14 protein-coding genes are annotated in these 14067 nt (G+C 40.5%); 11 read left to right on the plus strand and 3 right to left on the minus strand.

The window, feature by feature from the left end:
- Positions 1 to 9 precede the first annotated feature (9 nt).
- The 9 genes from QS39_RS08220 to QS39_RS08260 all read left to right on the plus strand — a co-directional run bounded on the left by QS39_RS08220 (position 10) and on the right by QS39_RS08260 (position 6728).
- Complete coding sequence (locus QS39_RS08220; RefSeq protein WP_077805205.1) at positions 10 to 516, plus strand: hypothetical protein; 507 nt, start codon at positions 10 to 12, stop codon at positions 514 to 516.
- A gap of 162 nt (positions 517 to 678) precedes the next feature.
- On the plus strand, positions 679 to 1830 hold the full coding sequence (locus QS39_RS08225) for a site-specific integrase (RefSeq protein ID WP_077805206.1): 1152 nt from the start codon (positions 679 to 681) through the stop codon (positions 1828 to 1830).
- 126 nt (positions 1831 to 1956) lie between these two features.
- Positions 1957 to 2526 carry a CYTH domain-containing protein gene (locus QS39_RS08230; protein ID WP_077805207.1) on the plus strand — a complete coding sequence of 190 codons (570 nt, stop codon included), beginning with the start codon at positions 1957 to 1959 and terminating at the stop codon, positions 2524 to 2526.
- Between the two features lie 111 nt (positions 2527 to 2637).
- Complete coding sequence (locus QS39_RS08235) at positions 2638 to 3597, plus strand: ribose-phosphate diphosphokinase (RefSeq protein WP_001283823.1); 960 nt, start codon at positions 2638 to 2640, stop codon at positions 3595 to 3597.
- Between the two features lie 9 nt (positions 3598 to 3606).
- The gene (locus QS39_RS08240; RefSeq protein ID WP_000639650.1) at positions 3607 to 4722 is read left to right on the plus strand and encodes a cysteine desulfurase family protein; all 1116 of its coding nucleotides are present in this window, start codon (positions 3607 to 3609) and stop codon (positions 4720 to 4722) included.
- A 4-nt stretch (positions 4723 to 4726) separates the two neighbouring features.
- On the plus strand, positions 4727 to 5074 hold the full coding sequence (locus QS39_RS08245; protein ID WP_000863540.1) for a DUF1831 domain-containing protein: 348 nt from the start codon (positions 4727 to 4729) through the stop codon (positions 5072 to 5074).
- 7 nt (positions 5075 to 5081) lie between these two features.
- Entirely contained in the window at positions 5082 to 5291 is a 210-nt protein-coding gene (locus QS39_RS08250) for a DUF4649 family protein (RefSeq protein WP_004254203.1), read from the plus strand.
- An 88-nt stretch (positions 5292 to 5379) separates the two neighbouring features.
- On the plus strand, positions 5380 to 6021 hold the full coding sequence (locus QS39_RS08255; RefSeq protein ID WP_000653417.1) for a redox-sensing transcriptional repressor Rex: 642 nt from the start codon (positions 5380 to 5382) through the stop codon (positions 6019 to 6021).
- A 17-nt stretch (positions 6022 to 6038) separates the two neighbouring features.
- Entirely contained in the window at positions 6039 to 6728 is a 690-nt protein-coding gene (locus tag QS39_RS08260; RefSeq protein WP_049487231.1) for a gamma-glutamyl-gamma-aminobutyrate hydrolase family protein, read from the plus strand.
- On the opposite strand, the gene radC is transcribed toward QS39_RS08260, so the two are convergent.
- Both radC and pcrA read right to left on the minus strand, forming a co-directional pair.
- The gene (gene radC, locus QS39_RS08265; RefSeq protein WP_077805209.1) at positions 6725 to 7405 is read right to left on the minus strand and encodes a RadC family protein; all 681 of its coding nucleotides are present in this window, start codon (positions 7403 to 7405) and stop codon (positions 6725 to 6727) included. The two genes, QS39_RS08260 and radC, sit on opposite strands and share 4 nt — an antisense overlap.
- Before the next feature lie 42 nt (positions 7406 to 7447).
- The gene (gene pcrA / locus QS39_RS08270; protein WP_077805210.1) at positions 7448 to 9739 is read right to left on the minus strand and encodes a DNA helicase PcrA; all 2292 of its coding nucleotides are present in this window, start codon (positions 9737 to 9739) and stop codon (positions 7448 to 7450) included.
- A 205-nt stretch (positions 9740 to 9944) separates the two neighbouring features.
- Here pcrA and QS39_RS08275 point away from each other — a divergent pair, with 205 nt between their 5' ends.
- Positions 9945 to 11111, plus strand: a complete 1167-nt coding sequence (locus tag QS39_RS08275) for an IS30-like element ISSmi1 family transposase (protein ID WP_077804689.1) — start codon at positions 9945 to 9947, stop codon at positions 11109 to 11111.
- A 368-nt stretch (positions 11112 to 11479) separates the two neighbouring features.
- Here QS39_RS08275 and QS39_RS08280 read toward each other — a convergent pair whose 3' ends face one another.
- Positions 11480 to 13150: a formate--tetrahydrofolate ligase gene (locus tag QS39_RS08280; protein ID WP_023944215.1), complete on the minus strand. Its 1671-nt coding sequence runs from the start codon at positions 13148 to 13150 to the stop codon at positions 11480 to 11482.
- 225 nt (positions 13151 to 13375) lie between these two features.
- Between QS39_RS08280 and coaB the strand changes: the two genes are divergently transcribed.
- Complete coding sequence (gene coaB, locus QS39_RS08285; protein WP_023944212.1) at positions 13376 to 14065, plus strand: phosphopantothenate--cysteine ligase; 690 nt, start codon at positions 13376 to 13378, stop codon at positions 14063 to 14065.
- Positions 14066 to 14067 lie beyond the last annotated feature (2 nt).

The raw sequence follows: 14067 nt of genomic DNA on the forward strand, positions 1-14067 counted from the left end.
AGAAAAAACATGAACAAAAGAAAAAATTCTAAGCCAATTTATAAAAGAGTATGGTTCTGGGTGCTAATAGCTTTCTTAGCTATCGGTGTTATAAATAGTATTTCAAAGAACCCATCTAAAAATACTGAAACCAAAGCTGAAAAAACATCCTCAACAACGGTTGAACAGAAATTTAAAATGACTAAAGATTTAGGCGAAGATTTCGCTTTATACTTTAAAGACAACGCTGAAATTATTGACAAAGGGGAAAAGGTTAATTTTGTTCCTGGGGGCGACGATAAATACATTTCAGTGCGAATTGGAGAAAGCTGGAAAAATGAAAGCCCTAGCCGTAAAATTTATATTTCAAATGAATTTTTGAAAGCTAAAAATACTATCTTTGAAAAGTGGGCTCAAGAAAAAGGTTACAATGTTGACGTAAAAAAAGATACACCTCAACTACTTGTTTATGCCTCGGACTCTGATAAAACTCAAATATCTCAAGAGTATAAAGGAGAGATGAAAATACTGAAATAAAAAAATCCCCACACTCGCCATCGCCAAACTTTGAGTGTGAGGATTTAACTTTCCATCAAGCAAGCAATGGAAAGGATGATAAAAAAATACAACTATAGTTTATCATAAGTTCTACACCTTTTCAACTATGCGGGCAAGCAATCGAAAAGAAAGGACTTTTTTATGATAAAAAAATATATTACAAAAAAAGGAGAAACTAGATATCTCTTTCAAACATATCTGGGCATAGACCCTGCTACTGGAAAAGAAAAACGCACCACAAGACGTGGTTTTAAAACCATTAAAGAGGCAAAAGCTGCCGAACGTGACCTTCTCTTAGATGTTGAAGAGAATGGTTTTCCAAACAATGAAGATTTCCAGAATCCTACTTTCGCTGAAGTCGCTGAATTATGGCTTGATAGCTATAAGAGCACTGTAAAACCAACAACCTATCAGAACGTTAAGAAAAAACTTGATGTTATGATTGACTTGTATTTTACAGATATGAAAATCCAGCAGATCAGTGTAGCTTATTGTCAGAAGGTTGCTATCCAGTTAAGCAATCGCTATATCCTCTATGCCAATTACTACTCTGTCATCAGCCGTATTTTCAAGTATGCCACTTCTATTGACATCATTAAGTCAAATCCCTTAGATAAGATTATCAAGCCTAAAAATAGGCCATTAAAGGGCAAAGAAAACTACTATACAAAAAAGGAACTAACAGAGTTTCTTAAAATTTGCAAAGTGGATTGTAAGCCTGTAGAGTATACCTTTTATCACTTACTAGCTTTTACTGGTTTGAGATGTGGTGAGGCACTTGGGCTCATGTGGTCAGATGTTGACTTTGAAAATAAACGGTTAAGCATTTCTCGGACAGCTGTCGTTGTGAATAAAAAACAAACTGTTCAGGACCCTAAAACCAAAATGAGTAAGAGAGTTATCACTTTAGATGATGAAACTCTGAATGTATTAAAAATCTGGAAACGTCAGCAGATAAAAGAATATTTTAAGTCTGGTGTGCCTTACAAAAATGATTCGAATTATATTTTTACGAATAGTTTTGGAGCTTGGATTTCTCCTTCAGCTGTGAAAGAGAGACTTAGAAGGTTCTTTTGTGAACACAATGATATCAAGAAAATTACTCCTCACGGGTTCAGACACACACATGCTTCTCTTCTCTTTGAAGCTGGTGTTACAGCAAAAATCATTTCAGATAGATTAGGTCACAATAATGTTCAAACCACTCTTGATATGTATACCCACATCAATGACAATCAACGTGTTGAAATCGTGGATCAGCTCATGACTTTTATCCGTTCAAGCCAAAAGTAAAGTCGTATTCAATCTCGTATTCACTTTTAGATATATACTATAAAACCAATGATTTCAAGGATATAGGAAACCGTGAGCAGTTTATACCATAAATCCGCTTTCAACGATAAAGAAAAGGTAAGAAAAATGAAACATTTAGAAATTGAATTGAAAACACTCTTGAAAAAAGATGAATATAATCATCTAAAAGAACAGTTCACAGGTGTCACTCCTGTTCTTCAAAAAAATTACTACATGGACACGCTTGATTTTGAACTGCGAGAAGAGAAAGTTGCTATGCGCATTCGAACCTTTGAAGACTGGGCAGAATTGACACTCAAAGTCCCGCAAAGTGTTGGAAACATGGAATACAACCAAAAATTGCAACTAAAAGATGCTGAAAACTATCTGAGCAAGAAAGAACTTCCTCAAGGGCTAGTACTGGATGAATTGGCGAAACATGGTATTAAAACTAGTGAATGGCAGGTGCTCGGTTGTCTAACAACGCTTCGCTATGAAATGCAAACAGCTATTGGTCTCATGGCACTGGATGAGAGTCAGTACTTTGATATTACAGATTACGAATTAGAGCTTGAAGTTGAAAATCATGAGCACGGCAAACAGGATTTCCAACAATTTTTAGAGAAAAATCATATTTCCTACCAAAAAGCCCCTTCAAAATTGGTACGATTTGTCAAAAGCATGAAAAATAGCTGAAATAATCTCCATTTTTTGGTAAAATAGAAAAGATAAAATACAAAAATCCCAGTTCATATAGGCTAGGCAGATATGGCTAGGATTTAAAAAGTTTACAGAGGACGGTCTATAATGTCAGATAGAAAAAACATGAAACTTTTCGCACTCAACTCTAACCAAGAGATTGCACAGAAAATTGCACAAGCTGTTGGTGTCCCACTTGGAAAACTATCATCACGTCAATTTTCAGACGGAGAAATCCAAGTGAATATCGAAGAAAGTGTCCGTGGTTATGATGTTTACATCATCCAATCAACAAGTTTCCCTGTTAACAACCACTTAATGGAATTGTTAATAATGGTCGACGCCTGTGTGCGCGCAAGTGCCCACAGTATCAACGTTGTCCTTCCATATTTTGGCTATGCACGTCAAGACCGTATCGCTTCACCACGTGAGCCACTTACAGCTAAACTAGTTGCTAATATGCTGGTTAAAGCTGGTGTTGACCGTGTTCTTACGCTTGATTTGCATGCTGTTCAGGTGCAAGGCTTCTTTGATATTCCTGTTGACAACCTCTATACAGTTCCTCTATTTGCAAAACATTACTGCGATAAGGGGCTCCTTGGCTCAGATGTTGTTGTCGTTAGCCCTAAAAATTCAGGTGTGAAACGTGCTCGTAGCTTGGCTGAGTATCTTGATGCTCCTATCGCCATTATCGACTACCCTCAAGACGATGCAACTCGCAACGAAGGTTATATCATCGGTGATGTTGAAGGTAAAAAAGCTATCTTGATTGACGATATTTTAAATACTGGACGTACCTTCTCTGAAGCTGCTAAAATCGTTGAACGTGAAGGGGCTACAGAAATTTATGCTGTTTCTAGCCATGGCCTCTTCGTCGAAGGAGCTGCTGAACTTCTTGACAATACTAATATTAAGGAAATTCTTGTGACTGATTCAGTAGCAACAAAAGAAAAAACTCCTAAAAACGTATGCTACATCACTGCTAGTGAGTTAATTGGTGATGCTATCGTCCGTATCCACGAAAGAAAACCAGTCAGCCCACTCTTTGCCTACAACAAAAAGAAATAAGGTGATTCTTTGATTTATTTGGACAATGCTGCAACGACTCCTATGTCAGCAGTTGCTATTTCAGCTATGACCAAGGTGATGCAAGAAACCCATGGAAACCCTTCTAGTATTCATGGTCATGGTCGTCAAGCTGGCAAACTCTTGCGAGAAGCCCGTCAGGAACTAGCTCAGTTACTAGGGACAAAACCTCAACATATCTTTTTCACTTCTGGTGGGACTGAAGGCAACAATACTGCTATCATTGGGTACTGCCTTCGTCACCAAGAGCAAGGAAAACATATCATCACAACTGCCATTGAGCACCATGCCGTCCTTGAAACCATTGATTACTTAGTTCAACACTTCGGTTTTGAAGCAACCATTATCCAGCCAGAAAATCAAGAAATCACAGCCCAACAAATTCAAAAAGCTTTACGTGGCGATACGATTTTGGTTTCAACCATGTTTGCCAATAATGAGACAGGAAACCTACTGCCCATTGCTGAAATTGGCCAAATACTCAAGCAACACCCTGCTGCCTATCATGTCGATGCAGTTCAGGCAATCGGAAAAATCCCTATACACCCAGAAGAATTGGGCATTGATTTTCTCACCGCTTCTGCCCATAAATTCCATGGTCCTAAGGGAATCGGCTTTCTCTACGCATCTGGCATGGACTTTGATTCCTATCTCCATGGCGGAGACCAAGAACAGAAAAAACGTGCAGGGACTGAAAATCTAGCTGCCATAGTGGCTATGGTTGCAGCCCTAAAAGAAGACCTAGAAAAACAAGAAGAACATTTTCAACATGTACAAAATTTAGAAACTGCCTTTCTGGCAGAGCTAGAGGACATTCAATATTACTTGAATAGAGGAGAACATCATCTCCCTTATGTTCTCAATATTGGATTTCCTGGCCAGAAAAATGATCTCTTACTCCTTCGTCTAGATTTGGCTGGAATTTCAATCTCTACTGGCTCAGCCTGTACGGCAGGCATTGTTCAATCCAGCCATGTTCTTGAAGCTATGTATGGGGCAAATTCAGAACGCTTGAAGGAATCCGTTCGTATCAGTTTGTCGCCAGAAAATACTGTTGAAGACCTACAAACCCTCGCAAAAACCTTAAAAGAAATTATCGGAGGTTAGCCATATGGCATTTGAAAAAACCATTCAGTTAAAAAATTGTCGTTACGACTACACTCTTAGCCCTTCTGTTAAAAAATTCACCCTCAAAGACAACACTTTTTTTGAGACAAAGGTTGGTAACTATGAATTGACTCGCCTTTTGGAAAAAGTGCCAAACAGCGGTGAAGGCTTCCAACTCAAAATCATTATTAACAAGGAACTTACAGGGGCTAAAATCAATATCACTGACAAGTTTGGCCTTCGTCTAGTTGATATTTTCAAATCAGAAGACCACCACATTCATCAGGAAAAATTCTACTTCCTCATGGATAGCTTGGTAGAACGTGGTGTCTTTACAAAATCAGAAAGATAGAGCCAAAATGTTTGAACTGACCTATAAGGATAACTATCATGTAGAGCGGACTCTCAAGTATGAAGATTATGAGGCTCTCATGCTGGCTCTGTCAGGATGTGTGACCCTACCAGATACACTTTATGTGACTTCTTTGACTTTTAAGGGCCAGGAAGTTTACCAAGGTCTGGTCGGAGACCTCTACCGTTTTCTATCACATGCAGATTTTTTACATTAAAACTAAGATTTTTCTTAGTTTTTTCTTGTTTTTGTTGATTTTTTCACAATGTTTCTATAAAATAGAAGAATAGAAAGGTTGTGATTTTGTGAAAGATAAACAGTCTGCTATTCCAAAAGCTACAGCAAAAAGACTCTCTCTCTACTATCGAATTTTTAAGAGATTTCATGCAGAAAAGATTGAACGTGCCAACTCTAAGCAAATTGCAGAGGCCATTGGGATTGATTCAGCGACCGTACGTCGTGATTTTTCCTATTTTGGTGAACTAGGTCGGCGTGGATTTGGATATGATGTCAAAAAACTGATGACATTTTTTGCCGATTTGCTCAATGATAACTCTATTACCAATGTCATGCTGGTTGGTATTGGAAATATGGGCCATGCCCTTCTCCACTACCGCTTCCACGAGCGTAACAAGATGAAGATTATCATGGCCTTTGACCTAGATGACCATCCCGAAGTCGGAACCCAAACTCCTGATGGAATTCCTATTTACGGGATTTCTCAAATCAAGGATAAAATCAAGGATGCTGATGTGAAGACTGCTATCCTGACCGTTCCTAGCGTTAAATCACAAGAGGTTGCCAATCTCTTGGTTGATGCTGGCGTGAAAGGAATTCTCAGTTTTTCACCAGTCCATCTGCATTTACCAAAAGATGTGGTCGTTCAGTATGTCGATTTGACAAGTGAACTCCAAACCCTCCTCTATTTCATGCGAAAAGAGGATTAGAAAGCGAAAATCATTTTATGAAAAAACCAGTTATAGGGATTACAGGAAACGAAAAAACTCATCCAGATGATGACATCATGATGAGCTACGCAGCAAAAGGCTTTGTTGAAGGAGTTAAAGATGCTGGAGGAATTCCCATCATCCTACCGATTGGTGATCAAGAAATGGCTAGCCACTATATCAGTTTGATTGACAAGCTCATCTTGACAGGTGGGCAAAATGTCGATCCAAAATTCTATGGTGAACCGAAAACCATTGATAGCGATGACTACCACCTTCAAAGAGATATCTTCGAACTGGCTCTTATCAAGGAAGCTATTAACCAGAAAAAGCCTATTTTCTCCGTCTGTCGTGGGACTCAACTCTTTAACGTTGCCATGGGTGGAACTCTGTATCAAGATATAGAAGACCACTGGCAAGATTGTTCTGCTGAGTACACAACTCAACGCTTGGTGACAGAACCTGATACAGTTCTTCGAGAAATCTATGGAGAAATTTCCCATATCAACTCCTTTCACCACCAGAGCATCAAGGATTTAGCACCAAATTTAAAGATTGCGGCTCATGATCCTAAAGATGGTATCATTGAAGCTGTCATGAGTACGGATGATGTTGCCTTTCTCGGTGTCCAATGGCACCCAGAATTTCTATTTGAAAATCGTCCCAAAGATAAAAACCTCTTTGACTATGTCGTAAATGAACTTTAAATTAAATCTGTCTTTTCACGGTAACTAAAGTAACTAGAATGTGAGACAATCAAATGGTCCAAGAGGACAATCCCCATCAGGTCACAGGCTTCTTTGACAAGTTTAGTGACATGATCATCATTTCGGCTAGGCGATACTGCTCCTGAAGGATGATTGTGAACCAATATGAGTGAAGTCGCCATATGCTTGATAGCATAGTGAAGAATCTCTCGTGGTTCTGCGATACTACGAGTTGCAGAACCGATAAAAATGGTCTGTTGATGGATGATTTGATTTTGAGTATTGAGATAGAGCGCCACCAGGTGCTCTTGTTTTTTGTCCCCCAATTCCTGCTGCATCTTCTTGGCCAACTTTTGGCTACTGAGAATACTTTCCATCTCAAAGGTCTCATTCTTGTGAATACGATGCCCCAGTTCAATCATAGCTTGTAACTCTATGGCCTTAACACGGCCGATACCTGATAGACTCTGCAATTCCTGCAGGGTCATTTTTTTCAAATCCGTTAGGTTTGAAAGATTGTTCAAGACTTTCTGGGCAATTTCAAAAACGCTAGCTTGACGTGTTCCTGTCCTGAGTAAAATAGCTAGCAACTCTTGGTTACTGAGTGCTTCAACTCCTTCTTTGGCCAGTCTTTCTCTTGGCAGCAGTGAATCTTCTTGGAATGAAATACTGTACATAAAAATCCTCCTCACTTTATTATTCGTGAGAAGGATGGAAAATTAGATTTTTTTCTCAATTGGAGCCACACTGGCTAAAAGTTTTTTCAAACCTACTTCTGGGAAATTGATTTTTAATTCCTGAGTAGCTCCGTTACCTGAAACTTCCAGAACAGTTCCCTCTCCCCACTTCTTGTGGAGGGCAATGTCACCAATGGACCAACTTGCCTCATTAGAAGATGATTTTGCACCAGCTGTAAATTGACCAAATGGGAGACCGCTTGACTGGATAGTTTTTGGAGCTGCACTGCGTTTACGGTCTTGGAGTGCCTGCGCCAAACTCATACCTTGACCGAAGGCAACCCCACCACTGCTATAAGATGCCTTAAAGCTTGAATTTGAAGGACGAGCCAGACCTTGATACTCAAGCAAGTCTGAACTGATTTCGTTAATAAATCGGGTCGGACGGTTGTAGTTGGTACGACCAAAAAGCAGGCGCGAGTTGGCATTGGTCAGATAGAGAATTTTCTCTGCACGCGTAATACCTACATAGGCAAGACGACGCTCTTCTTCTAATTCATCTTGATCTTCAGCCGCACGGCTAAGCGGAAAGACATTTTCTTCCATACCAATCAAAAATACAACTGGAAACTCAAGACCCTTAGCAGCATGCAGGGTCATCAAGGTCACTTCTGATGTCTCCTGACTACCTGAATCTGTATCCGCAATCAAGGCCAAGTCATTTAAGAAACGACTCAGTTTGTCCAAACCAGTTTCATCTTCGGGCACATCAGAGGTGTCATCAAAGTTTTTCGTCACAGAGAGGAACTCTTCGATATTTTCAACCCGAGCCTTGCTTTCTAGAGTCGCTTGGACATTAAGAATATCGACATAACCTGTTTTTTCTAGAACCGCCTCAACCAACTCAGTGATACTTAATTGGTCCAGTTGCTCCCGCAAATCCAGAACCATATTGGCAAAATCCCAAATTGACTGGGCTGCTTTACCCTTGATACCAGATAACATGATATTAGCTGAAGCATCTAGCATGGACATGTTTTGCATATTGGCAAAATCACGGATTTTCTCAACAGTACCTGGGCCAATTCCACGTTTAGGCTCGTTGATAATACGCTCAAAACTGATATTGTCACTCAAATTAGCAATGAGGTTGAGATAAGCAATAATATCACGGATTTCCTTACGGCTGTAGAACTTGGTCCCGCCGACCATTGTATAAGGAATATTGGACTTGAGCAGGGCTTCCTCAATAGTACGAGACTGCGCATTAGTACGATAGAGAACTGCAAAATCCTTGTGAAGGAAGTTTTGACTGCGACTAAGTTCATCGATGGTTCTAGCTACAAATACAGCCTCATCCAGCTCATCATTTGCACGATAGTAAACGATTTGCTCCCCATCAGCATTTTGAGTCCAGAGATTTTTAGGACGACGATTTTTATTGTTTTTAATAACCTCGTTAGCCGCTTGGAGAATGGTTTTGGTTGAGCGGTAATTTTCCTCCAACAAGACAACCTTGGCTTGAGGATAATCCTTTTCGAAGTCCAAGATATTCTGCATATCAGCCCCACGCCAACCGTAGATAGACTGATCCGCATCCCCAACCACACAGATATTTTTAAAGCGTGAAGCTAAGAGTTTGACCAGTTGGTACTGGGCATGGTTGGTATCTTGGTACTCATCAACGTGGATGTATTGAAATTTTTGCTGGTAATAAGTCAAAACATCAGGATTTTGATCAAAGAGACGTAAGGTCAGCATAATCAAATCATCAAAGTCAACGGATTCAGACTGACGAAGCTCCTTCTGATAGGCTGTATAACACTGAGCCACGATTTGTGTATACATATCTCCAGCTTGGGCAGCATAAGCCGCATCATCAATTAGGTCATTCTTAGCATTAGAAATAGTCCCTAAAATGCTCCGTTCATTCCATTTTTTAGGATCCAGGTTCAACTGTTTGAGAATACGTTTCATAAGTGTTCGCTGTTCACCTGGATCAACAATAGTAAAATTTCGGTTGTAGCCAATATGATCCGCATCGCGACGCAGAATACGAACACACATGGAGTGGAAGGTCGCAATCAGACAGTCCTGAGTGGCTGGATTGAGGCTATAAGCACGCTCCTTCATCTCACGCGCAGCCTTATTAGTAAAGGTAATGGCCAAGATATTCCACGGATTGACCAGCTTTTCATCAATCAGATAAGCAATGCGGTGGGTCAAAACTCGGGTCTTTCCAGAACCAGCCCCCGCCATAATCAACAAGGGACCTTCTGTCGTTTGCACCGCCTCAGCCTGACGGTCATTCATTCCATTTAATAATGCGTTCATCTTCTCTTCCTTACTCTTGAAGTCAATATTTCTATTATATCAGAAATCAGGGAAAATATCTTTACCTAGATTAATTGTGTGTAGAAGGCAACTCTTTCCGTAACTTCTCAAAGTAACTTCCAGCTCTCTCCCAAAACTGGAAGTTAGTCTCAGACGACGAATTATGCTAGAATTAAGCCTGAGACTTTTCGTGAGGAGGCACCTCATGACGAAAAAACAAAAACATCTCACTCTAGAAGACCGTATTGACATCCAAACTGGAATCAGCCAACAGGAGACTTTCCGTTCCATCGCTGAGAAGATGGGAAAAGACCCGTCAACGATTTCAAAGGAAATCAAGCGCAATCGCATCATTCATCCAACATCCGTCAAATCTGATTGCACGGATTGCCCTCTTCTCAAAAAAGCTCCTTATGTCTGTAACAACTGTCCAAAAAAGAGGACGGATTGTGGGTTTAACCGCTATCTTTACTACGCGAAAAAGGCACAGGAACAGTACGAGACTATGTTGAGGGAGTCCAGAGAGGGCATTCCCCTAAACAAGGAAAGTTTTTATCAGATGGACAAGGTCTTAACCCTAGGCATCCAGAAGAAACAAAGCATCTACCATATCATTCAGACACATAACCTACCTGTGTCGAAAGCTACGGTGTATCGGCATGCCAAGCTGGGATATCTGACAGCCAAGCCCATTGATTTTCCTCGGATGGTCACGTTCAAGGAACGCAGAAAATCCAGAAAAGTAGCTATTCCCAAAGAGCTAAAAATTGGGCGAACCTACCAAGATTTCCAAGAGTTACGAGAAACAGATGATTTCTTCAAATGGTTGGAAATGGACACGGTCATCGGCAGACCTGGTGGAAAGCTACTGCTCACCTTCAACGTTTCCTTCTGCAATTTCCTCTTCGCCTTGCTTTTGGACAACAAGACTGCTCTGGAGGTCGCCACTAAATTCGCAGCTTTGAAAGAAAGAGTCATGGACGGAGGGGTTGCGTTCCATCAGCTGTTCCCTGTCATTCTAACGGACAACGGCTCTGAGTTCTCCTATGTGGAGGAGCTTGAGAGAGACATTGATGGGAAGTCTCACCTCTACTTCTGCGACCCTAGCCGTCCTGACCAGAAGGGGCGGATTGAGAAGAACCATACGGTTTTGCGAGCCATTCTGCCCAAGGGCACTTCCTTTGACCAGCTGACTCAGAAAGACGTCAATCTAGTCATTTCCCATGTCAATTCCTTGAAACGAGAAGAGTTTCAAGGAAAATCTGCTTACGACGTCTTCACCTTCACCTTTGGCGAGGACATCGCCGCTCTTCTGGGTTGCCAATTTGTCAAACCAGAAGACACACACTTATCACCTGATTTATTGAAATAAAGGGAATTTTCCACTCTAACTACACATCTTATCACCATCGAAAAGTCTCAAACTAAACGCTAGCAACTGGAAGTTACTCTAAGACGACTCTGTTTTAGGGCTATTTGTCGTGCACTTTTTTCTGTGTCTTTTCGCTTTTGAACCCTTATATATCAAGAAAAAGAAAACCAGCGGAAGTTAGTCTAATACGGATTTCCACTGATTTCACGCGTTTTTCTCATACTAAAAGCTAGGTTGGGGGAAACTGGAAGTTAGTTTTAGAAGTTACCAGGCAACTCTTTCATTAGCTGAAAACAACTCCTTAGAACTAGATAAGAAAATGAGCTTGGATAGTGTTTCCAAACTCATTTAAAGTCAATTGTAATATATTAGAACAAGCCTAGAACTGTTCCGTCACTTTCAACATCCATGTTGAGGGCTGCTGGTCGTTTTGGAAGTCCTGGCATGGTCATGACATCACCAGTTAAGGCAACGATAAAGCCTGCACCTAATTTTGGTACCAATTCACGAATGGTAATTTCAAAGTTTTCTGGTGCTCCAAGAGCATTTGGATTATCTGAAAAACTATACTGAGTTTTAGCCATACAGATTGGCAATTTGTCCCAACCGTTTTGAACGATTTGAGCGATTTGTGTTTGAGCTTTCTTCTCAAAGTTTACTTTGCTACCACGGTAGATTTCAGTAACAATCTTTTCAATCTTTTCTTGGACAGAAAGGTCATTGTCATACAAACGTTTATAGTTAGATAGGTTTTCAGCGATAGTCTTGACAACTGTTTCGGCAAGTGCTACTCCACCTTCTGCGCCATCAGCCCAGACACTTGCTAGTTCAACTGGTACATCGATTGAGGCACAGAGTTCTCTCAAGGCTGCAATTTCTGCTTCAGTATCAGAGACAAATTCATTGATTGCTACAACTGCAGGTACACCAAATTTACGGATATTTTCAACATGACGTTTCAAGTTGGCAAAACCGACACGAACAGCTTCTACGTTTTCTTCAGTCAGAGCGTCTTTAGCCACGCCACCATTCATCTTAAGGGCGCGAAGGGTTGCAACAATAACTACTGCATCTGGAGATGTTGGCAAGTTTGGTGTCTTAATATCAAGGAATTTCTCGGCACCAAGGTCTGCACCAAAACCAGCTTCAGTAACTGTGTAATCAGCCAAGTGAAGGGCTGTGCTTGTTGCCAAGACAGAGTTACATCCGTGAGCAATATTGGCAAATGGACCACCGTGCACAAAGGCAGGTGTTCCGTAAATTGTCTGAACCAAGTTTGGCTTAATCGCATCCTTCAAAATCAAAGCTAAGGCACCTTCAACCTGCAAATCACCTACAGAAACAGGTGTACGATCATAGCGATAACCGATAACAATATTAGCCAAACGGCGTTTCAAGTCCTCGATGTCTGTTGCCAAGCAAAGAATGGCCATGATTTCGGAAGCAACGGTAATGTCAAAACCATCCTCACGTGGAATACCATTTAGAGGGCCACCAAGTCCAACGGTCACATGACGAAGAACACGGTCGTTCAAGTCCACAACGCGTTTCCAGAGGATACGACGTTGGTCAATTCCCAGCTCATTCCCTTGGTGCAAGTGGTTGTCAATCAAGGCAGAAAGAGCATTATTGGCAGTCGTAATGGCATGCATGTCCCCAGTAAAGTGAAGGTTAATGTCCTCCATTGGCAGAACTTGGGCATAACCACCACCAGCAGCACCACCCTTGATACCCATAACTGGACCAAGAGATGGTTCGCGGATAGCAATCATGGTTTTCTTGCCAATCTTGTTCAAGGCATCCGCAAGACCAATGGTAATAGTTGATTTTCCTTCACCTGCAGGTGTTGGGTTGATGGCAGTAACCAGAATCAATTTCCCAACTGGATTGCTCTCAACTGCACGAATTTTATCAAAGCTGAGCTTAGCCTTGTACTTTCCGTACAACTCCAAATCGTCGTAAGAAATACCAAGTTTCTCTACAACATCAACGATTGGCTTCAACTCAATACTCTGTGCGATTTCAATATCTGTTTTCATTCAAAACTCCTCTAACCTCTTATATGATAATTCATTATAACACAAAACAAGATTTTTAACATCCAAAAACTCTCTAAACGTTCGTAAATATCCCTATTTTTAAAGTTTTTAGAGCCCTTTCTTAAATTTTATATGCCTTTATAGTTTGAAACTATATTCTTTCCTTTTACCAAAATTTTATCACTTTCATTTTACTTACCGTTTATTTTTGTGTACAATAGTGCTATGAAAATTTTAGTTACATCGGGCGGTACCAGTGAAGCTATCGATAGCGTCCGCTCTATCACTAACCATTCTACAGGACGCTTGGGGAAAATCATAACAGAAACCTTGCTTGCTGCAGGGCATGAAGTTTGTTTGATAACAACAAAACGAGCTCTAAAGCCAGAAGCCCATCCCAACCTAAGCATTCAAGAAATTAACAATACAAACGACCTTCTTCTTGAAATGCAAGAACGTGTTAAGGATTATCAGGTCTTGATTCACTCAATGGCTGTTTCTGACTACACTCCTGTTTATATGACAGGGCTTGAGGAAGTTCAGGCTAGCTCCAATTTGGAAGAATTTTTAAGCAAGCAAAATCATCAAGCTAAGATTTCTTCGACTGATGAGATTCAGGTTTTATTCCTGAAAAAAACACCAAAAATCATCTCTCTAATCAAGGAATGGAATCCTGCTATTCATCTGATTGGTTTCAAACTGCTGGTTGATGTCTCTGAGGATTATCTCATCGAGATTGCCAGAAAAAGTCTTATCAAGAACCAAGCAGACTTAATCATTGCAAATGACCTGACTCAAATCTCAGCGAACCAGCATCGTGCTATCTTTGTTGAGAAAAATGAGCTTCAAACAGTCCAAACTAAAGAAGAAATTGCAGAACTCCTCCTTGAAAAAATTCAAGCCTATCATTCATAGAA

Source organism: Streptococcus mitis (assembly GCF_002005545.1).
Classification (GTDB): domain Bacteria; phylum Bacillota; class Bacilli; order Lactobacillales; family Streptococcaceae; genus Streptococcus; species Streptococcus mitis_I.

Coding starts and splice junctions, on each gene's coding strand:
- QS39_RS08220 (WP_077805205.1), top strand. CDS start 10: ATGAACAAAAGAAAAAATTCTAAGCCAATTTATAAAAGAGTATGGTTC.
- QS39_RS08225 (WP_077805206.1), top strand. CDS start 679: ATGATAAAAAAATATATTACAAAAAAAGGAGAAACTAGATATCTCTTT.
- QS39_RS08230 (WP_077805207.1), top strand. CDS start 1,957: ATGAAACATTTAGAAATTGAATTGAAAACACTCTTGAAAAAAGATGAA.
- QS39_RS08235 (WP_001283823.1), top strand. CDS start 2,638: ATGTCAGATAGAAAAAACATGAAACTTTTCGCACTCAACTCTAACCAA.
- QS39_RS08245 (WP_000863540.1), top strand. CDS start 4,727: ATGGCATTTGAAAAAACCATTCAGTTAAAAAATTGTCGTTACGACTAC.
- QS39_RS08250 (WP_004254203.1), top strand. CDS start 5,082: ATGTTTGAACTGACCTATAAGGATAACTATCATGTAGAGCGGACTCTC.
- QS39_RS08260 (WP_049487231.1), top strand. CDS start 6,039: ATGAAAAAACCAGTTATAGGGATTACAGGAAACGAAAAAACTCATCCA.
- radC (WP_077805209.1), bottom strand. CDS start 7,405: ATGTACAGTATTTCATTCCAAGAAGATTCACTGCTGCCAAGAGAAAGA.
- pcrA (WP_077805210.1), bottom strand. CDS start 9,739: ATGAACGCATTATTAAATGGAATGAATGACCGTCAGGCTGAGGCGGTG.
- QS39_RS08275 (WP_077804689.1), top strand. CDS start 9,945: ATGACGAAAAAACAAAAACATCTCACTCTAGAAGACCGTATTGACATC.
- QS39_RS08280 (WP_023944215.1), bottom strand. CDS start 13,150: ATGAAAACAGATATTGAAATCGCACAGAGTATTGAGTTGAAGCCAATC.
- coaB (WP_023944212.1), top strand. CDS start 13,376: ATGAAAATTTTAGTTACATCGGGCGGTACCAGTGAAGCTATCGATAGC.